Origin of the sequence: Streptomyces sp. NPDC002838, from assembly GCF_040295365.1 — a bacterium.
GTDB lineage: Bacteria > Actinomycetota > Actinomycetes > Streptomycetales > Streptomycetaceae > Streptomyces.
The window spans coordinates 195,741-215,276 of record NZ_JBEOVF010000011.1; the positions used below are offsets into that span (position 1 = coordinate 195,741).

Below are 19,536 nucleotides of genomic sequence, written 5' to 3' on the forward strand. Positions count from 1 at the left end.
GGCATCCACGTTGCACCACGCCACTGACAACGCGATCTGACCTGCGGAAACACATTCGCAACCACGCTCCGGGTCCGATCGCGGGACCGATTGTCAGTGGTGGGACCTACCTTCGATGGCATGACTCAGCAGGGGGTGCGCTGGAGCGCGGATCAGGTGCTGGCACTGGCGCCTGACGCCGCATCACGCAAAGCGGGCAGCAAACTCGGCGCGGCCGGGCCGTGGTCCGAGGCGGGCAGTTGTGGCGAGGGGACGGTGTGGGGGCTGTGCAGGGGGAGCGGGAGCAAGCCGTACCAGACGGTCGTGGACATCGCGGACGCGTCCGGCCCGGCGTACAGGTGCAGTTGCCCGAGCCGCAAGTTCCCGTGCAAGCACGCGATCGGGCTGCTGCTGCTCTGGGCGAGCGGGGACGGGGCGGTGCCGCCCGGGCGGCCGCCGGAGTGGGCCGGGCAGTGGATAGAGGGGAGAAGGCAGCGCGCGACGGAGAAACGGGCGGCGGACGCGGCCGGTTCCCCGTCCGGGTCCGCTGATCCCGAGGCGGCCCGGCGCAGGGCGGAGCGCCGCGCCGAGCGGATCACGGCGGGGGCGACGGAGCTGGAGCAGCGGCTGGCGGACCTGCTGCGCGGCGGTCTCGCGGGCGCGGAGCAGGCGGGGTACGGGCTGTGGGAGGAGACGGCGGCCCGCATGGTCGATGCCCAGGCGCCCGGACTGGCTGCTCGTGTCCGGGAGCTGGGGGCGATCCCGTCGTCCGGGCCCGGCTGGCCGGTGCGGCTGCTGGAGGAGTGCGCGCTGCTCCACCTCCTCGACCAGGGCTGGTTGCGTCGAGAGGGGCTGCCCGAGGGGCTGACGGCGACGGTCCGTTCCCGGATCGGCCTGCCCACCTCGGCGGACGGCCCGCCGGTGCGCGACCGCTGGCTGGTCCTCGCCCAGTACGACACGGCGGACGCACGCCTGACGACCCGCCGGATATGGCTGTACGGCGCCGAGTCGGACCGTACAGCGCTGCTCCTGTCCTATGGCGCCGCCGGCCGCGCACCCGAGCTCGCGCTGCCGGTGGGCCTGACGTTGGAGGCCGAGGTGTCGGCGTACCCGGGCGCCGGACAGCCGCGCGCGGCCCTGGGCGAGCAGTTCACCCCGCCCGCTCCCGCGGCGATACGACCGCCGGGGGTGACGACGGCCCGGGCGGCCGCCCGCTACGGCGAGGCGCTGCGGGACGACCCCTGGCTGGACTCCGTCCCGGTGACGCTGGACCGGGTCGTGCCGACGCCGGACGGCGACTCCTGGCAGCTGGCGGACGCGGACGGTGACGGGGCGCTGCCTCTCACCCCCACCGCGCGTTCCCGTCCGGGCCTGTGGCGGCTGGTCGCCCTCTCCGGCGGCGCGCCCGTCAAGGTCTTCGGCGAGTGCGGCCATCTGGGCTTCGCCCCGCTGACGGCCTGGACGGAGGGAGTGGGCGAGGCGGTGGCGTTGTGCTGACCCACGTATGTGTCCCGTCCCACTGGACACCCGAAACAGGTGAGCCTTCAACGACTTCCAGGCAGCGCGCGGAAGGAACCGGAATGGAATCGGAGAGGACCGCATGAACAGCACATCCGCTCCTGAAGCCGCGCCCACGCCGAGCGCCTGGGAGGAACTCGTCACGGCAGCCCTGCTCGGCACGGAGCGGCGCACACCGCCGGGCTGTGCACCGGGCCGGGAGGCGCCGGCGGCGCTGCTGGACGCGGCGGCCGTGGAGACGGTACGGCGGCGGGCCGGGCTGCGACCGGGGCCGGCGGCCCGGCGGCCCGAACCGGCGGCCGAGGACCCGCGCCCTCCGCTGCCCGCCGCGGCGGCCCGCAGGCTGGCGATGCTGCTGTCCGACCGCCCGGGCACGGGCGGCGGTGGCCGCAGAGGTACGGCACCGGACCTCATGGAACTGCTGCCGCAGTGGCTCGCGACGGCGAACGCCCGCGGTTTCGCCGCACCCCCCGAGATACTGCCCGCGCTCCTGGACGCGGCCCGGGGACGCACGGACCTGCGGCCGGCGGCGCTGACCTTCGCGGGACCGCGTGCCGTGTGGCTCGCCCGGCTGAACCCGGACTGGCGGTTCGCCCTGCGCGCGACACCGGGCGGCGGTACATCGCTCCCCCGCCCCGAGGACACCGACACGATCCGACAGCTCTGGCAGGAAGGGCTGTTCGCCGAGCGCGTCGCCCTCCTCTCCGCGCTGCGCGCCCGAGAACCCGCCACCGCCCGAGAGCTGCTCGCCACGACGTGGACGACGGAACGGGCCGAGGACCGGCTGATGTTCCTCGACTCACTGCGGACCGGCCTGAGCCCGCAGGACGAGCCGTTCCTGGAGCAGTCCCTGACCGACCGCAGCCGCAACGTGCGGGCGACGGCGGCGGAGCTGCTGTCGGCGTTGCCGGATTCGGCGCTAGCGGCGCGGATGGCGGTCAGGGCGGGCGCGTGCGTGGCCGTCGACCACACGAAGGACATACCGACCCTCACGGTCGAGGCGCCGCACGAGTGCGACCCGAGCATGGAGCGCGACGGTGTCGTATCCAAGCCGCCGACCGGACGGGGTGAGCGGTCGTGGTGGTTCGGCCAACTGGTGGAGGCGGCACCGCTGCCCACCTGGCCGGCCCGGCTCGGCGGCCGTACACCGCGGGAGATCGTGGCGCTGCCGGTGGCGGACGACTGGCAGGGCGAACTGCACGCGGCGTGGTGCCGGGCGGCGGTGCGGCAGCGGGACGCCGAATGGGCACGAGCCCTCCTCGGAGCGCCCGCGTCACCCGAGGCCGGCGGCCCCGGCGCGGTGTCCCTGGCCGAGCGGGCCAAGCTTCTCAGCACGCTGGATGCCGCCGAACGGGCCGAGTGGGTGGCCGGGTTCATCGCGGCGCACGGGCTGTCCGAGGCCTTCCAGTTGCTCGGGGTGTGCGCGGTGCCGTGGGCCGCGCCGCTCGGGCGGGCCGTGGTGGACGCGCTCAACATCGCACGGGATGCGGGGAGTTACCCATGGAGTTTCAGCGGAGTGATGGGCCTGGCCGAGCGCTGCCTCGACCCCTCCGAGGCGGGCCGTCTCAACGGGCTGCTGGCGGTGCCGGACGAGTCGGAGGACGCGAGTCCGGGGGCCGGGGGGTATTGGGCGGAGGCGTTTCAGAGGCTGGTCACTACGTTGCGGTTGCGGGCGGCGATGGCCGAGGAGTTGGGAGCGCCGTAGCTGATGGGCTGACGTGGGCCGCGGCTGAGGGGTGGGTCGCGCAACCCGGCGCTACGGGGTGCCGTCTTCTGTGGGTCGGGAGCCGCCCCAGCGGCACGACTGCCCGCGGCTGGGCAGGCGGGGCGCCAGCGGCCAAGGGCCCTAAGCCCCGGCCGGCTGCCGCACATTCGCTCGCACCCAGTCCACGATCGACTGGGTCGTCGCCCCCGGTGTGAAGATCTCCGCGACGCCCTTCTCCTTCAGCGGAGGGATGTCCGCCTCGGGGATGATCCCGCCGCCGAAGACCAGGATGTCCGCCGCGTCCCGCTCCTTGAGCAGGTCGATCACGGCCGCGAACAGCGTGTTGTGCGCCCCCGAGAGGATGGACAGCCCGATCGCGTCGGCGTCCTCCTGGATCGCGGTGTCGACGATCTGCTCGGGAGTCTGGTGGAGGCCCGTGTAGATGACCTCCATACCGGCGTCGCGCAGCGCCCGCGCGATCACCTTGGCCCCGCGATCGTGGCCGTCGAGCCCCGGCTTGGCCACCACCACGCGGATCGGACCGGCTGCCACACCCATCACTGCCTCCATGAAGCGACTACATCCATCCGTACCGATACATCCATCCCTACCGACAAGTACCGCACCCGCCGGGAAAGTGAACGAACGTTATCGACAGCATCCCGCAACCGGCAGTTTCGCGGTGGATACCGAGGGGGAAATCACACGATGGGACACGTTCGGGAGCCGCAACGAGGTCGTCGCACCGCCGCGCCGCATGGCACGCGCCGCGGCGGTGCGACGCATCCGCGACGGCACGCAGGGCACGCAGCACAGGTAGGGCACGACAGCGGGGAGCCTCGTCGCCACACCGACAGGGAACCTCGTCACGTCATCGGCGCAACACCAGCACCGCGCTCCACTCACGCCCCGTCGACGACCTCGGTCGCGGCCTCCCATGAGGGCACACGGGGGACAGAGCCGTCCTCCTGCGTGCCGACAGGAGGTCGGCCATGAAGGTCACCAGGGCAGTGCTGCCCTTTCTTCCGTTCTGCCAGCGGCTTCTTCCGGACAGGCTGGCGGGACTCTCCCTGGCCCTTCTGAAGGCGACCGCCCTGGAGATCGCGATCCTCGCGGGACATCTCCTCCTCTATCCCTCCGGCATGACGCAGGAGCGCCGGGCTTCCGTGCCGCCGCTGCCCTCCCCGGATGACGGCGCCGCACAACTGCCCACCCAGGCCAAGCCCCCGGTCGTCCTGCTGCACGGCTTCATAGACAACCGCTCGGTCTTCGTCCTGCTGCGCCGCAGCCTCGCCCAGCACGGCGGGCAGCAGATCGCCTCGCTCAACTACTCGCCGCTGACCTGCGACATCCGCACCGCGGCGGAGCTGCTCGGCCGGCACATAGAGGACATCTGCGAGCGCACGGGCAGTGAGCGGGTCGACATCGTCGGGCACAGCCTGGGCGGCCTGATCGCGCGGTACTACGTCCAGTGCCTCGGCGGTGACATCCGCGTCCGGACGCTCGTGACGCTGGGCACCCCCCACTCCGGCACCCGCGTGGTGCCGTTGGCGAACGCGCACCCGATAGTGCGCCAGATGCGCCCCGGTTCGACGCTGCTCGAGGAGCTCACCCGGCCCGCACCGGGCTGCCGTACGCACTTCGTCAGCTTCTGGAGCGACTTGGACCATCTGATGGACCCCCTGGAGACGGCCTGCATCGACCACCCCGACCTGATGGCGCAGAACGTGCGAGTGACCGGAATCGGACATCTCGCCCTGCCCGTGCACCCAGCCGTCGCGACCGGGATACGACAGGTCCTCGACACGGCACACACGGAAGCGGAGGCCGCCGCACATGCCGGCGGACTGACGGTGGCCTAGGGCCTGTCCAGCCGACAGACACCCGTTCGCCATCGAACATTCTTCGAACACAGAGCCAAACCCGCGCCCGCCGTCCCCCGAAACACGGCTGATTGCCCGTTTCCTGCGCGCGGGAAACCCGACGAAGATTGTCGTGCCCGCGTACCGCCGGGTACAGTCACCGCACTGCTCTGGCAGCCCCTGTTGTCGAGGCGAAAGAGAAGTTGGTGAACGACCGTCACCCGTCGGGGACCATGACCTCCCCGGCTCCGGCTTCCGACGCCGACTCGTCGCACTATGCGTCGTACGGCACCCAGGAAGCCCAGTACGGCGACTTCACCACGTCCGGCAACTACGACGCCACCGGTTTCGACACGGGTGGCCACGCCACCACGACCTTCGAGGCCGACCCCCTCTTCGGCAGCCTCCCGGGCGAGAGCACCGGCTCGTACGACAGCACGACGTGGTCCACGGGCAACCACCAGAACCCGAACTACGACATGTACGCGGCCCAGCACCAAGCCGCCTACGACACCGGCACGTACGACACCACCGCCTGGGCTGCCGGCCAACAGCCGCTCGCCACGATCCCGTCGCAGGCCACGGGCCATGACACCAGCGGCCAGTGGGATGCGAACGCCTGGCTCCAGCCCGACCAGTCCGGCGGGCCGGCCGACGCGACGCAGCAGTGGGAATGGGGCACGCAGGCCTTCGACACCGGCGCGTACGACGCCACGCAGTGGAACTCCGACGGCGGCCACGCCACGTCGTCCGCCGAGGAGTACGAGCCGCAGGCCGAGTCCGGGTCCTTCGACCAGCAGGCGACCTTCGAGCAGGTCGCGTACGAAGAAACGTTCGGGGAAACCGCCCCGCACGACGGCGAGTCGGCCGCCCCCGGCGACATGCCCGCCGCAGCCGCCGCCCCCCTCCTCGACGACCAGGAAGAGAGCGTCCCGGCCCCGTCCCGCGCGGCCACTCGCGGCGCGGCACGTTCCCGCCGCCGTCCGCCGCCCAAGCGCTCCGCGCTGCTGACGGTGGCTGTGCCCTCGGCGTGTGTGATGGGCGTCGCGGGGATCGCCGCCGCCTCCGTCGGCACCCTGACCGGCGACGGCAAGGAAGCGACGACGACCGCGGCGGCCGCGGGCCCCGTGCAGCCGTCCGCCGCGAACAACAAGCTGGACTCCCAACTCGAGAGCCTCTCCGCCGAGGCGCACGACTTCAGCGACCGGGTCAGCCGTACGCAGGAGCGCATCGATCTCAAGGCCCAGCAGCTCGCCGAGAAGAAGAAGGCGGCGGCGGAGGCGGCCCGCAAGGAGCGGCTGCGCCCCAAGTACGCGCTGCCGGTCGCGCAGCACGGACTCAGCGCCTACTACGGCCAGTCCGGCATCAACTGGATGTCCGTGCACACCGGCATCGACTTCCCGGTCTCCTACGGCACGACGGTGATGGCCGCGACCGACGGCACCGTCCGTACCGAGTGGAACAGCGCGTACGGCAACATGATGATCGTGACGGCGAAGGACGGCACGGAGACGTGGTACTGCCACCTCTCCAGTTACCGGGTCTCCTCCGGTACGACCGTCAAGGCCGGCGACCCGATCGCGTATTCCGGCAACTCGGGCAACTCGACCGGCCCGCACCTGCACTTCGAGGTAAGGCCGGCGGGCGGCTCGGCCATCGACCCGCTTCCCTGGCTGCGCAGCCACGGCGTCGACCCGACGTAAGCGACCGTAAGCGACCCCCTTGTGAGCCCCCGCCGTTCAACGGGAGCCCACCGGGGCCGAGCTACAGCTTCTGCACCGGCGCGTACCGCAGCAGCAACCGCTTCGGCTTCTCGTCCCCGAAGTCGATCGTCGCCTCCGCGTTCGCCCCCGTGCCCTTCACCGCCGTCACGGTGCCCAGTCCGAACTGGTCGTGCGTCACCCGGTCCCCGACCGCCAGCGAGGCCACCGGCTTGTCCGAAGCCCGGCGCGTGGCGAAGCCCGACGCGCCCGACGCCGCCGAGCGCGAACGGGAGGAGGACAGCGAGGCCGCCACCCCGGACGCCGGACCGGAGGACACCGGCGCGGTCGCCCCCGTCCGCTTCCAGTCCACGTGCTGCGGGGGGATCTCCTCCAGGAAGCGGGACGGCGGGTTGTACGACGGCTGCCCCCACGCGCTCCGCATCGACGACCGCGTCAGATACAGCCGTTCCCGCGCGCGCGTGATGCCGACGTACGCCAGGCGCCGCTCCTCCTCCAGCTCCTTGGTCTGGCCGAGGGCGCGCATGTGCGGGAAGACGCCGTCCTCCATGCCGGTCAGGAAGACGACCGGGAACTCCAGGCCCTTGGCGGTGTGCAGGGTCATCAGGGTGATGACGCCGGAGCCGTCCTCGCCCTCGTCGGGGATCTGGTCGGAGTCGGCGACCAGCGCGACCCGCTCCAGGAAGTCGGCGAGCGAGCCGGACGCCTCGCCCTCGGCCGACTCCTGCTCGAACTCCAGGGCCACGGCGGCGAGTTCCTGAAGGTTCTCGATCCGGGTCTCGTCCTGTGGGTCGGTGGAGGCCTGCAACTCGGCGAGGTAGCCGGTCCGTTCGAGCACCGCCTCCAGGACGGTGGCCGGTCCGGCGCCGGACTCGACGATCGTGCGCAGGTCCTCCATCAGCGTGTTGAACCGCTTCACGGCGTTGGTCGACCGCGCGGCCATGCCGTACGCCTCGTCGACGCGCTTGAGCGCCTGCGGGAAGCTGATCTTCTCCCGCTGGGACAGGGCGTCGATCATCGCCTCGGCGCGGTCGCCGATGCCCCGCTTGGGAACGTTGAGGATCCGCCGCAGCGGGACCGAGTCCTCCGGGTTGGCCAGCACGCGCAGGTAGGCCAGGACGTCCCGGACCTCCTTGCGCTCGTAGAAGCGGACGCCGCCGACGACCTTGTAGGGCAGGCCGACGCGGATGAAGACCTCTTCGAAGACACGGGACTGGGCGTTCGTACGGTAGAAGACGGCGACGTCGCCGGCCTTCGCCTCGCCGGCGTCCGTGAGACGGTCTATCTCGTCGGCGACGAACTGTGCCTCGTCGTGCTCGGTGTCGGCGACATAGCCGGTGATGCGCGCGCCCGCGCCCGCGTTGGTCCACAGGTTCTTGGGGCGGCGTGACTCGTTGCGTTCGATGACCGCGTTGGCCGCGGACAGGATCGTCTGGGTGGAGCGGTAGTTCTGCTCCAGCAGGATCGTCGTCGCGTCCGGGTAGTCCTCCTCGAACTGGAGGATGTTGCGGATGGTCGCGCCGCGGAAGGCGTAGATCGACTGGTCGGCGTCGCCGACGACGCAGAGCTCGGCGGGCGGCACGTCGTACTCACTGGGCGGGACGTCCACCGGGTGCTCGGAGGTGCCGACGAGTTCCCTGACCAGGGCGTACTGGGCGTGGTTGGTGTCCTGGTACTCGTCGACGAGGACGTGCCGGAAGCGGCGGCGGTAGTGCTCGGCGACGTCCGGGAAGGCGCGCAGCAGGTTGACCGTCGTCATGATCAGGTCGTCGAAGTCGAGGGCGTTCGCCTCGCGCAGCCGCGACTGGTACAGGGCGTAGGCCTGGGCGAGGGTCTTCTCGAAGCCGTCGGTGGCCTGGGCGGCGAAGTCCTCCTCGTCGATCAGCTCGTTCTTGAGGTTGCTGATCTTGGCGCTGAAGGACTTCGGCGGGAAGCGCTTGGGATCGAGGTCCAGGTCGCGGCAGACCAGCGCCATCAGACGCTTGGAGTCGGCGGCGTCGTAGATCGAGAAGGAGGACGTGAAGCCGAGCTTCTTGCTCTCGCGCCGCAGGATCCGCACGCATGCGCTGTGGAAGGTCATCACCCACATCGCGTTCGCGCGCGGGCCGACGAGGTGCTCGACGCGCTCCTTCATCTCGCCCGCGGCCTTGTTGGTGAAGGTGATCGCGAGGATCTGACCCGGGTGGACGTTCCGCTCGCCGAGCAGGTACGCGATGCGGTGCGTGAGCACACGGGTCTTGCCGGAGCCGGCGCCGGCCACGATGAGCAGCGGGGTGCCGTGGTGCACGACGGCGGCACGCTGGTTCTCGTTCAGCCCCTCCAGGAGCGCGGCCGCGTCCACGGCCGGGCGCGGGGCGCCGTCGCGGTAGTAGGCGTCCCGGTCCGGCGGCACGTCGAACTTCCCGCCGAACAGATCGTCCGGAACCGGATCCGGTACGTGATCGTCGTCGGGCGGCGGCGGGGGCTCTTCCTCGTGGCCGCGGGGGGCCTGGAGGTCCGCCAGGAAGCTGTCGTCAAAGAGGCTGCTCATCGCTCTCCGAGTCTAGGGCTCCCCACTGACACCCCGCCGCCGCCCTGAGAACATCTCCGCTTCCGAAGGGCGGGCTCAGCAGCCGAGGATCTTCCAGAGCTGCCCGCCCGGCGTCTTCTTGCCCTCCATGACCGTCCCGTCACGGTCCGCGATCGACCAGGCCGAGACGTAGACCTTGCCGTCGTACGGGTCGACGGCCACGCCCGCCGGGTACGGCACCTTCACCCTCGTACGTTTGCCGTGCGAGACCTTGGTCACCTGGCCGGCGAAGAGCCGGCTGACGTACAGGTCGCCCTTGTCGTTGAAGCCGAGGCCGCTGATCGAGCCGAAGCCCGGCTTCCAGCCGAGGATCTTTGCGGCATACCCCATGGCGTATCCCTCCCACCCGCCACGACACCGGACCGAGGCTGACCGGAAGCTAGCGTCCCTAAGCGGGCGGACGGCATCACTTCGACCAAAATAAGCACAAGTCTCCGCAGATCACTCCGGATTGGTCACGGTGCGCGACGTCCTGACCCTAGGTCACGAAAATGTATCGGGCATATCGAACATCAACCTTCACAGGGGCCACACGCGTTGGCTACCGTGCCGGGCAGGCCGTACGACCTCCACCGGCGAACGTCGCCGGGCCGCGCGGCCTCCGCCGAGTCCGGAGCGCCGCCGCGCGACCGGAGCCGGGGACCCACCGAACTTGGGGTGAATCGGCCCGACTGCCTCCGGGGCAGGGCCGTAGGGCAACCCTTCCTAATTACCCGCCCGAACCCGACAGCTAACTCGGTAGGCGGAACATGGAAGGAGTCGCCTCCCTTGGCGTCGCACCGCAAGTCGCGTCCTTCGGGTACGCGCGTAGCAGGCATACGGACCCCCGCCCTCGCCACGGCGGCCCTCACCTCCGTGGCCCTGCTGTCCCAGTCGGCCAACGCCGCCCCGGCCGACGACAAACCGAGCCTCGAAGAGGTCGAGAAGAAGGTCGACGACCTGTACCGCCAGGCGGGGTCGGCGACCGACAAGTACAACGCGGCCAAGGAGAAGACCGCGCAGCAGCGCAAGCGCGTCGACACCCTCCTCGACGACGTCGCCCAGCGCACCCAGAAGCTCAACGAGGCGCGGGAGGAGCTGGGTTCCTTCGCCGCCGCCCAGTACCGCACCGGCGCCTCCGCCCCCGACACCTCGACCTTCCTGCTCGCGGACTCCCCGCAGGACTACTTCGACCAGACCCAGCTGATGGGTCGCCTGACCAGTAGGCAGAAGGGCGCGGTCGACGACTACGTCACCGAGCAGTCCGCGACGATGAAGAAGCGCCAGGAGGCCACCCAGAGCCTCGAGACGCTCACCGAGTCGCAGGGCGACCTGAGGACGGCCAAGGCGACCGTCCAGAAGAAGCTCGCCGACGCGCGCGCACTCCTGTCGCAGCTGACCGCCGAGGAGAAGGCGCGGCTCGCGGCGATCGAGAAGGAGAGGCAGCAGGAGGCGGCACGCAAGGCCGCGGAGCTCGCGCGGCAGCAGGCGGAGGAGGAAAGGGCCCGGCAGGAGGCCGCGGCCCAGCAGGAGCAGAACAGCTCCGCCGACACCAGCACCCCCAGCACTCCCGCGACCGACGCCTCCTACGCCACCAAGGCCGAGAAGGCGCTCGCCTTCTCCCGCGCCCAGATCGGCAAGCCGTACGTCTGGGGCGCCACCGGCCCCGGCTCCTACGACTGCTCCGGCCTCACCCAGGCCGCCTGGAAGGCCGCCGGCGTCGACATCCCCCGTGTCACCTACGACCAGGTCAACGCCGGCACCACGGTCTCCGTCTCCGCCGCCCAGCCCGGCGACCTGGTCTTCTTCTACGACGACGTCAGCCACGTCGGCATCTACATCGGCAACGGCATGATGATCCACGCCCCGAAGCCGGGCGCGTACGTCCGCGAGGAGTCGATCTACTACGACGGCGAGTCGGCGATCCACAGCGTGGTGCGACCGGCCTGAGACACCGGCGTCGGGGCCGGCGTCACGTCCACAGCACCGCGATGAAGATGTTGGCCGTCGTCAGCAGGCCCACCAGGCCGAACAGGCCCTTGTCCACCTTCTCGTCGTCCCGCTTCACATAGACGAGGCCGAGGATCACGACCAGCAGCGCCAGCTTCACGCCGATCTTGACGTTGTTGACGCTCTGGTCGTCGGCCTGGTTGAGGCCGACCAGGATCGCGCCGGTGACCAGCATCGTCAGCGCCCCGTGCAGCATCGCCGGGTTGAACCGCGCTGTTCCCTCACCCATCGCCTTCATCTGGGTGAGGAAGCCGCCGAGCAGCGCGGCGATGCCGATGATGTGCAGGCCGACGAAGAGATGGATGAGTACGTCCATGAGGCCGGAGCCTAATCAGGGGCGTCTGTGTCTCCTGACACCGGGCCACCCTCCTTACCCGGATCTTGCATATATGCGGCCCATAGCAGCCCCTCACTCGCGCGTGTCCCTGAATCGGCACTTCGGTCATCGCGCTGCGTGAAGTCGACGGCGGCGACACGGGATCACGGTCACAAATGGTCCCTGGTGGTCCGCTCGCGGCACTTCCGCACAACCCGTTACCGCGCCGACACGGCGAGGTTTAGCGTCCTCCACCAGGTGGCCGGCTCCCCACCGCCGCCCGGGCCAGGGGCGGCAGTCGGCCACCACCGCCAAGAAGGTCCGGCGGCGGTCCGCTTCCCCTGTGCGGGCCGCCGCCGGACGCGTGATCCGCCTCCGGGCGGCCGTACGTCCGCTCCGCTCGACGGCCGTACGGACGAGGCGGTCGTACGAGTCGTACGAAAGGACGTGCAGTCCACGTGGCAGCGCACCGCAAGCCCAGACAACGCTCGGCCGGCGGAAACAAGGCCCGTACAGCGGCGACCATCGCCCTGGCGGGCGCGGCGACCGCGACCGGCTTCGACGGGACCGGACACGCCGAGCCGCGGCTGACGCCGGCGCAGGTCAAGGCGAAGGTGGACAAGCTGTACCAGGAGGCGGAGGTCGCCACCGAGAAGTACAACGGCGCGAAGGAGAAGGCGGAGGCGGCCCGGACGCGGCTGAACTCGCTGCAGGACGAGGCGGCGCGCAGGACGCAGAAGCTCAACTCGGCGCGGGACGCGCTGGGTTCGATGGCCGCCGCTCAGTACCGCGACGGCGGTCTGGACCCCGCGCTCCGACTCGCGCTCGCCGACGACCCCGACCGGTACCTGGACGGCGCCGAGTTCGCCGAACGGGCGGGCAACCGTCAGGCCTCGTCCGTGGCCCGTGTCCGCGAACAGCTGCGGGAGATCGAGCAGTTGCGCGGGGCCTCTCACATCGAGCTGACCTCGCTCAAGTCGCGTCAGGCGGAGCTCAAACAGCACAAGAAGACGATCAACGGCAAGCTGGACGCGGTACGACGGCTGATGTCCCAGCTGACGGCGGAGGAGCGCGCGCTGCTCGGGTCGGGCGGCGACACGTCCCGCGCTTCCCGGTCCTCGACGGCCGCACGGGACGGCCTCGCGGCCCCCGGGGCGGTCACGTCCCAGGCGCCCAACTCCCGTGCGGTGGCGGCCGTCTCCTACGCCTACTCCAAGCTCGGCAGCCCCTACGTCTGGGGCGCGACCGGCCCGAACGCCTTCGACTGCTCGGGCCTGACCCAGGCCGCGTACCGCTCCGCCGGTATCTCCCTCCCCCGCACGACCTACGCCCAGATCGACGCCGGCCGCCGCGTGTCCCGCTCCGAGCTGCGCCCGGGCGACCTGGTGTTCTTCTACTCCGGCATCAGCCACGTCGGCATCTACATCGGCAACGGCCAGATGATCCACGCCCCGAGGCCGTCGGCGCCGGTGCGGGTGGCGCCGCTCAGCGAGATGCCGTTTGCGGGGGCTACGCGGGTGGCGTGAGCGGGCGGGCCTCCGCAGTCGCCCGAAATCTGCCCGGCGCCGGGGCAACGAACAGCTCATCGAGTGCTGTTGAGCTGTGTCAGTGCGGCGTCGCTAGTGTCAGACGGTGGGTGCGGCGTCGTGGACCTTCGCCGTCTCGGCGTCGACGAACACGAGGTAGGGGTCGCTGCCGGAGATGGACACCTCAACGGTCCATTCGGCGCGCCAGGTGCCTCCGCGTTGGACTGCCCTGACGGTGATAGCCGTGGCTTTGGCTTGTCCGCCGGCTCCGTGTCGCGCTGCTTGTTCGGCTTGCTGTTTGGAGACGCGCCGACGGGGGACGTCCACTTTCTGAGGTCCTTCTTGTACGTCAAGCTGGGAGACGCGGCCCGCCCGGTTGACTTGGACGTCGATGCTCCTGGGCATGAGGACGCCGCCGGACTGCCAGCGCCAGCTGGTGATCCATCCGAACTCGGCGTTGTCGCCGACGGGATGTGTTTCCTGGTGGTCTGCCTTCAGGGCCCACGGGTAGTGCTTCTTCGCATACTTCTGGGCGATGCGGTAGGCAGCTTCCGCATCAGCCGGGGCTGTTCCGTCACCCGTGTCGATGGCGTAGCTGTTGCTGCTGGGTGTGCTGCTGCTTTCCAGACTGACGTTGAGGTGCTTCTCGTCGGGCCAGCTCAGCTCCGCGAAGCCTGCGGTCTTGAAGGTGATGAGCAGGGTGGAGCGGGATTGGTCGATACCTGGTTGGAGCTGGACATTGGAGATTGCGTAGCGGTCCCCGAATGCGGCGTGCACCGCCTTGAGTGCCGCGGTCTCCTCATCGGAGCTGGCTCCTTGGAGGCTGGTCGCGTCGACCACTATGGGGCTAATGACGGTCTGCAGTGCAAGCCCGGTGGCCAGTACCGCCCCGAGGGTGACAAGGCCCGCCTGCTTCGCTCCGCGCTCCCACTGCAGGGAGGTTCCCTTGGCACGGGTGGCCATCCATGCGGCTGCTGCCCCGGCAAGCGCGCCCAAGCCGTTCATCTGAATGTCGCTGCTGTCGCAGTTGCGACCTACCCATGGCGCCAGCGCCTGAGTGAGTTCGGTGCCCACGGACATGAGTACTCCGCCTACGGCGACGGGTACGAGGCGACGCGTGGCCAGCACACCGAACAGGCCAATGGGCACATACATGGCGGCGTTCAAAAGCCCCTGCTCGGTGGCGAAGGGCTCCGCGACATTCCGGTTGATGACACACTGGCGGCTCGCGCCGGCACCTCCGGGAAAGAACACGGTCACGCTCAAGGCTGCGACGACGGCCGCAGCCCACAGGGCGTACATCCATGGGCCGCCGCCTCGGCGCTTGGCCACGAAGAAGGCGATGCCTCCCCCCGCAAGGGACATGAGGACCACACCCGCAAGGAATGCGAGGCGGTCCTGGAACACAGCCTGGAGCATGGGAATCGTTCCTGTTCACGGTATGGGTGTGCTCCAGCCCGGCGGCCGGGCTGGAGCACACCCATCATGGACTTACTGACAGCGGGAGATCGGGGTCTGGAAGCTCCCCTGACCAGTGACGTTCAGCAGGCCGACCGTGGTATTGCACCAGAAGTTGTAGCTTCGGTCCCAGGTCTTCGTCTTGGTCGTGCCGGAACTCTGGGTGAAGGTGGAGCCCCAGTAGTTGGTGCCGCTGTAGTTGTAGCCCAGCTTGGCGGTAATCGCGCTGCCGGAGACCTTCACGTACTTCGATTCGACGCGCGTCACGCTGGCGTTCGGGTGGAACTTGCGGTGGAACAGCGCTCCGTTACTCATGGACGTGCAGCTCTCCGACGGGTTCCCCGGGTTCGGGTAGCCGCTGCTCGGACAACCCGCCGTCAGGATGGACACATCGCCGGTGGACGAGCCGTCGTCAGCAGAGGCCACCCCCATGGTTGCCATCGCACTGACCAAGGTTGCGCCGGTCACAGCGGACCGGAGCAGGTTCCGCATGGAATTCACTGTCTTCCCCCTTGTATTCCGGACCAACATCAGTCCGAATTGCCTGATAGGTCATATCGCAGGCACGCTGCGGATCCGGCCGGGCGCGAGGGCTGCCGTGCCTTGCGTCGGGCCATACCCGCATGGTCGCCGTGCCCCTCCGGGTGACTCCGGAGACGCATGGGACATTGGCTGCCTGGATCATTCGAAAATATGTATTGGCGTGGCCATGGCCGATTCCCCCTCGAGGGGCACACCTCCACAGGCGACTCACAGTCCAACGATCTCGGGGAATTCTGCTCCGCGCTAAACAAATTCGTGATCATCCGGACTGGCTGATGCCGGGCGCCTGGAATCTCAGATTCTCCTCAACCCTTCGCAGGTCAGCCGCCAAACACAGTCGCCCTGGATACCCAGCGCCAACCGCAGCCGACGCGAGTGCATGACTGCCTCCAGCGCAGCGCGAAACACACGGCGTGCACGATCCCCCGGACGGCCTCCGCGCTCGCCCCGCCTTCGGCCTGCATCGCCGTCGCCATCAGGCGCTCGTACCCGTCCGGCCGCCAGCCTCGGTCTCAAGATCCCTGCCCAGTTCGTCCAGTGCCGCCATCACCTGGTCCGCTGGTCGGCCGCACATGTCAGGTGTAGTAGGTGTCGAACGATCCGATCCACCATGCCGCCAACGGCAGGACGCACACCTGCACGCTGGCTGTGATCCAGCACCGGCATAGGACCGCGATCCCGAAAGTCCACCACGCCATCGTGCGCAGTGCGCTCACCACCCCGGCCTGATACTCCTGCCCGGAGGGATCCATCATGCCGGGGTAACCCATCCAGTCCTCGGTGAAGATGCCGTCCGACCCGATCACGATGGCCACCGACACGAGCCACAGGTCGACCAGGAGGGCCAACACGGCGAGCGCCACGTCGAGGCGCAGGTACGCGGGCGTCGGCACCATCAGCCGTACCGCCGGGTGTCCGTGGCGCCGCACCCAGTCCCGCGGCCAGATACGCACCAGCGCAACGATGGCATGCACCAGCGCAGCGATGGCCGCCGCCCACCCGCCCATGCAGAACAGCCCGAAGAACAACATCACGAGACCCACGCCGGGCCAGATGCCGCACCGTGTCGGAATGGTTCCCTCCGCACCAAGGATGTGTGGAAGCCCAAGAGGTGCCCTTGGCGGCCTACGAGTCTTCAGGCGCGCTGCGGAGCGCGGATGGCGGCGCGCACCTCGGCGGCGTGAGCCCGCACCGCAGGGGGCCGCATCCCCGTCGGCTCTCGGTATGCACTCCTGTCACGGCCCTCGCAGGCCCGGCAGAGTCCTCCGGGCAGCGCCTCCGGGCGGCCGGGTACGCCGCACTCGGTGCACTCCATCAGGACACGGGGTCCTCGGCCCGGTACTGCGGTGGGCCGGGCAGGCGGCATCTTGTCGATGAGCCGACGCCGGACGAAGGCGCGAGGCGAGTGCACGTGATCCGGAAGCCCGGCGACGAGAACCTGTGACAGGTGGTCGGGCGTCACCCCGCGCGCCAGCCAGTCGGCGGCCAGTGGTTCGAGGACTGTGCAGTCGGCGGAGGACAGCGCCAGGCGCGGGTCCTGAAGGCCGAGTTGGGCGAGGGCGAGGTAAGCAGATGACCCGCTCTGCCGAGTTCGTTGAACGCCGAGAGAACGGCCTGCTGCCCGTAGAGAGGCTGGGCCTTGGCGATGGTCTTGGCGTCCATCGCCGCGTTCTCGCAGAGCCGATCGAGGAGACTCGCGAGGTACGCCTCGCGGGCGGGGAGGTGGCCGAAGTCGGCGGGCCTGGGCGGCGACTGGTCGGGCACGGAGCGTTTGCCGTAGCCGGGCTTGGCCATGGGATGCGCTGCGAGTACGGGCAGGGCAGCGCTAGAGTTTTCGTAAGCCACGAGATCGCTCGATTCGATCTTGGGGTGAGACCCCGGCGGGTGCTGCTACTGACCTTTGCGGCGTGATGTCGTTGAGGGCTGACGATGTGTGATCGTCGCGGTATGCCTGTTGTGTGAGATATCCGCAGGGTGGTGGGCTGACGCCTGAACGGCAGGCGTTTCGCGAGCGGATCCGGCTGGAGGCCGCGGAGCGTTTCGCTGCGGGTGCCTCCAACGCCGAGGTCGCCAAGGACTTACGGGTGAGTGTGCGCTCGGTGCAGCGCTGGCGCCGGGCCTGGCACGACGCCGGCACCGAGGGGCTGCGGTCTGCCGGGCCGGTGTCACGGCCCAAGCTGAGTGAGGCCCTGTTCACCGTGCTTGAGCAGGAGCTCGCCAAGGGGCCGGTCGCGCACGGCTGGCCGGACCACACGTGGACGCTGGCGCGGATCAAGACGCTGATCGGGCGCCAGTTCCACAAGAGCATGACGCTGTCGGCGATCGCGCAGATGCTGCACCGGCACGGCTTCAGCCACCAGGTCCCGGCCCGCCGAGCGGTCGAGCGCGACGAGGAGGCCGTGGCGGGCTGGGTGAAGGAGACCTGGCCGCAGGTGGAAGGTCCGTGGCGGCGCTCGACGCCTGGCTCTGCTTCGAAGACGAAGCCGGTTTCTCGATGACGCCGCCCACCGCACGGACCTGGGCCCGGCGCGGACGCACACCCCTCATCCGGGTCCGGGGACGCTCCCAGCGCCGCTTCTCCATCGCCGCTCTGGCCTGCTACAAGCACGGTGAACGCTCACGGCTGATCTACCGGCCCAAGCGGCATCTCGATCACAAGCGCGGCGGCAGACGCAGTTTCACCTGGACCGACTACCGCGACCTGCTCATCGCCGCACACCAGCAGCTCGGCGCACCCATTGTGCTCGTGTGGGACAACCTCAACGTCCACAAGGACCGCCGACTGCGGGAGTTCATCGACACCCACGACTGGATCACCTGCTACTTCCTGCCGGCCTACGCGCCGGATCTCAACCCCGTCGAGGGCATCTGGTCCCTGCTGCGGCGCAGCAGCCAGGTCAACACCGCCTTCGCCGACCCCGACCACCTCATCAGCAGGCTCCGCCACGGTCTCCGCCAGATCCAGTACCGCAGCAACCTCATCACCGGATGCCTCGCCGAAACCGGCCTCACCTTGACGACATCACGGCAACAACGTCAGTAACACCCGACCGGGGTTGTTTGTTGTCGCGAACGCTAGAGGGTCGCGACGGTGTGTCGCAAGCCGATCACGAAAAGTCATGTGTGCTGGTGTGCACGGCAGTTGGGGCGCGGGGAGGGCGGGAGGGTGGGTTGGAGTCTTTCCGCCCATTCCTTGAAAAAGGAGCTCGGGTCTCGACGCCCGAAGCCCGGGGCTCAGGCCTCGCGGGATGCGTAAGCGATGAAGGCGGCCCAGGCGTCGGCGGGGACGGCGAAGCGGGGGCTTCGAGCTCCGAGCTTCGAGTCGCGGAGGTGGGTGGTGTGGGGGGTGGTGGCGGCTTCGAGGCACTCGCCGCCTTGGGAGTCGCTGTAGCTGGACTTGCGCCAGGTGTAGGCGACTTCGAGGCAATCGCCACCCTGATCATCGCTGTAGCTGGACTTGAACCACGACAGCTCAGCGCTCATAGCTCCTCCGCCACCTTCCCGATGAATCGAGCAGACTCTTCGACGTTAAGCGCCTGCATGCGGATCATGCCATGGCGTTGCGTCAGGGCGTTGAGCTTGTCCGCATCGGCGTACAGCGCTCCCGTCTCCTGCCCCTCAACATAGGCGTAGTGCTCATGCTCCTTGGTCTCTACAAGGATCAACGGACCGCCAAGCGCAACAGGCGGAGCCGACGCGAACGGCAGCACCTGGATGGACACATTACGAAGCGCACCGACGGCCAGCAGATGACGTAGCTGCTGCCGCATGACCTCCCGCCCGCCCACTTCCGCACGCAACGCGGCCTCGTGGATGACGAAGCCGTACACCGTCCTGGTGCGGCGCGTCAGCGCCTCCTGCCTCGCCAACCGTGCTCGAACCCGTTCCTCCACCGTCTCGTCGTCCAATGGCGGGCAGCTCTCGCTGATCAGCGCTCGTGCGTACTCTCCCGTCTGCAAGAGGCCGGGAATCAGCCCAAGCGCATAGTGATGAACAACGATCGCCTCGGCCTCGATCCCCATGTACTCCTGCGACCGCGCGGGAAACGGCTCAGGCTTCAGGAACTCATGCCCGGCCACCAACTTCCCCCGCGCCCCGCACAGTTGATCCGCTACCTGCAACAACCGCAGTGTCGGCCTGCGCCGCCCGCACTCCATCGACTTGACGTACTCGTAGTCGTACCCGGCCTCGTCGGCGAGCGCCTGCCGGGCAACCCCCGCTTCCTCCCGCCACAGCTTGATCTGCCCACCGCAGTACCGCCAGTTCTGCTGAGCCTGCTGAGACGCCCCGGAAGTCACCGCGCCCACCGCCTCCCGCCACCACACCGTGTACAAGCACGCTGTGTACCCG

General features: G+C 69.5%; 16 protein-coding genes, 1 pseudogene and 1 riboswitch. Of the genes and pseudogenes, 7 read left to right on the forward strand and 10 right to left on the reverse strand.

The window, feature by feature from the left end; genetic code table 11:
- Positions 1-120 precede the first annotated feature (120 nt).
- Together ABT063_RS17445 and ABT063_RS17450 are read left to right on the forward strand one after the other, a co-directional pair.
- Positions 121-1,476: an SWIM zinc finger family protein gene (locus ABT063_RS17445; RefSeq protein WP_351058206.1), complete on the forward strand. Its 1,356-nt coding sequence runs from the start codon at positions 121-123 to the stop codon at positions 1,474-1,476.
- A 103-nt stretch (positions 1,477-1,579) separates the two neighbouring features.
- Positions 1,580-3,202, forward strand: coding sequence for a DUF5691 domain-containing protein (locus tag ABT063_RS17450; protein ID WP_351058207.1), 1,623 nt, complete (start codon positions 1,580-1,582; stop codon positions 3,200-3,202).
- A 141-nt stretch (positions 3,203-3,343) separates the two neighbouring features.
- Here ABT063_RS17450 and icmB read toward each other — a convergent pair whose 3' ends face one another.
- Entirely contained in the window at positions 3,344-3,760 is a 417-nt protein-coding gene (icmB, locus tag ABT063_RS17455; protein ID WP_351058208.1) for a coenzyme B12-dependent isobutyryl CoA mutase small subunit, read from the reverse strand.
- Between the two features lie 434 nt (positions 3,761-4,194).
- On the opposite strand from icmB, the gene ABT063_RS17460 reads away from it, so the two are divergent.
- Together ABT063_RS17460 and ABT063_RS17465 are read left to right on the forward strand one after the other, a co-directional pair.
- Positions 4,195-5,064 carry a lipase family alpha/beta hydrolase gene (locus tag ABT063_RS17460; protein WP_351058209.1) on the forward strand — a complete coding sequence of 290 codons (870 nt, stop codon included), beginning with the start codon at positions 4,195-4,197 and terminating at the stop codon, positions 5,062-5,064.
- Positions 5,065-5,270: 206 nt separating this feature from the next.
- Positions 5,271-6,767 carry a M23 family metallopeptidase gene (locus ABT063_RS17465; protein WP_351058210.1) on the forward strand — a complete coding sequence of 499 codons (1,497 nt, stop codon included), beginning with the start codon at positions 5,271-5,273 and terminating at the stop codon, positions 6,765-6,767.
- A gap of 61 nt (positions 6,768-6,828) precedes the next feature.
- Here ABT063_RS17465 and pcrA read toward each other — a convergent pair whose 3' ends face one another.
- Together pcrA and ABT063_RS17475 are read right to left on the reverse strand one after the other, a co-directional pair.
- On the reverse strand, positions 6,829-9,315 hold the full coding sequence (pcrA, locus tag ABT063_RS17470) for a DNA helicase PcrA (RefSeq protein WP_351058211.1): 2,487 nt from the start codon (positions 9,313-9,315) through the stop codon (positions 6,829-6,831).
- A gap of 75 nt (positions 9,316-9,390) precedes the next feature.
- On the reverse strand, positions 9,391-9,684 hold the full coding sequence (locus tag ABT063_RS17475; protein ID WP_351058212.1) for a hypothetical protein: 294 nt from the start codon (positions 9,682-9,684) through the stop codon (positions 9,391-9,393).
- Between the two features lie 276 nt (positions 9,685-9,960).
- A riboswitch (cyclic di-AMP (ydaO/yuaA leader) is annotated at positions 9,961-10,114 on the forward strand.
- Positions 10,115-10,122: 8 nt separating this feature from the next.
- Here ABT063_RS17475 and ABT063_RS17480 point away from each other — a divergent pair.
- Positions 10,123-11,283 (forward strand): C40 family peptidase, encoded by a 1,161-nt coding sequence (locus ABT063_RS17480; RefSeq protein ID WP_351058213.1) that lies wholly within the window; start codon positions 10,123-10,125, stop codon positions 11,281-11,283.
- Positions 11,284-11,305: 22 nt separating this feature from the next.
- Here ABT063_RS17480 and ABT063_RS17485 read toward each other — a convergent pair whose 3' ends face one another.
- The gene (locus ABT063_RS17485) at positions 11,306-11,659 is read right to left on the reverse strand and encodes a hypothetical protein (RefSeq protein ID WP_351058214.1); all 354 of its coding nucleotides are present in this window, start codon (positions 11,657-11,659) and stop codon (positions 11,306-11,308) included.
- Positions 11,660-12,117: 458 nt separating this feature from the next.
- Between ABT063_RS17485 and ABT063_RS17490 the strand changes: the two genes are divergently transcribed.
- Entirely contained in the window at positions 12,118-13,185 is a 1,068-nt protein-coding gene (locus tag ABT063_RS17490; protein WP_351058215.1) for a C40 family peptidase, read from the forward strand.
- 99 nt (positions 13,186-13,284) lie between these two features.
- On the opposite strand, the gene ABT063_RS17495 is transcribed toward ABT063_RS17490, so the two are convergent.
- The 4 genes and pseudogenes from ABT063_RS17495 to ABT063_RS17510 all read right to left on the reverse strand — a co-directional run bounded on the left by ABT063_RS17495 (position 13,285) and on the right by ABT063_RS17510 (position 17,031).
- Positions 13,285-14,604 carry a VanZ family protein gene (locus ABT063_RS17495; RefSeq protein WP_351058216.1) on the reverse strand — a complete coding sequence of 440 codons (1,320 nt, stop codon included), beginning with the start codon at positions 14,602-14,604 and terminating at the stop codon, positions 13,285-13,287.
- A gap of 72 nt (positions 14,605-14,676) precedes the next feature.
- Positions 14,677-15,135: a hypothetical protein gene (locus tag ABT063_RS17500; RefSeq protein ID WP_351058217.1), complete on the reverse strand. Its 459-nt coding sequence runs from the start codon at positions 15,133-15,135 to the stop codon at positions 14,677-14,679.
- A gap of 626 nt (positions 15,136-15,761) precedes the next feature.
- Entirely contained in the window at positions 15,762-16,139 is a 378-nt protein-coding gene (locus ABT063_RS17505) for a hypothetical protein (RefSeq protein ID WP_351058218.1), read from the reverse strand.
- A 182-nt stretch (positions 16,140-16,321) separates the two neighbouring features.
- A pseudogene (locus tag ABT063_RS17510) lies at positions 16,322-17,031 on the reverse strand (hypothetical protein).
- 113 nt (positions 17,032-17,144) lie between these two features.
- Here ABT063_RS17510 and ABT063_RS52205 point away from each other — a divergent pair.
- Positions 17,145-18,229 (forward strand): IS630 family transposase gene (locus tag ABT063_RS52205; protein WP_502990834.1). Its coding sequence is split into 2 segments (ribosomal slippage): positions 17,145-17,670 and positions 17,670-18,229, totalling 1,086 coding nucleotides; the frame shifts between segments, so codons are not numbered across the junction.
- 191 nt (positions 18,230-18,420) lie between these two features.
- Here the strand turns inward: ABT063_RS52205 and ABT063_RS17525 are convergent.
- Both ABT063_RS17525 and ABT063_RS17530 read right to left on the reverse strand, forming a co-directional pair.
- A complete protein-coding gene (locus tag ABT063_RS17525; protein ID WP_351058221.1) occupies positions 18,421-18,669 on the reverse strand; it encodes a DUF397 domain-containing protein in 249 nt (82 codons plus the stop codon).
- Positions 18,666-19,511: a helix-turn-helix domain-containing protein gene (locus ABT063_RS17530; RefSeq protein ID WP_502990836.1), complete on the reverse strand. Its 846-nt coding sequence runs from the start codon at positions 19,509-19,511 to the stop codon at positions 18,666-18,668. The genes ABT063_RS17525 and ABT063_RS17530 overlap by 4 nt, the downstream gene beginning before the upstream one ends.
- Positions 19,512-19,536: the final 25 nt, after the last annotated feature.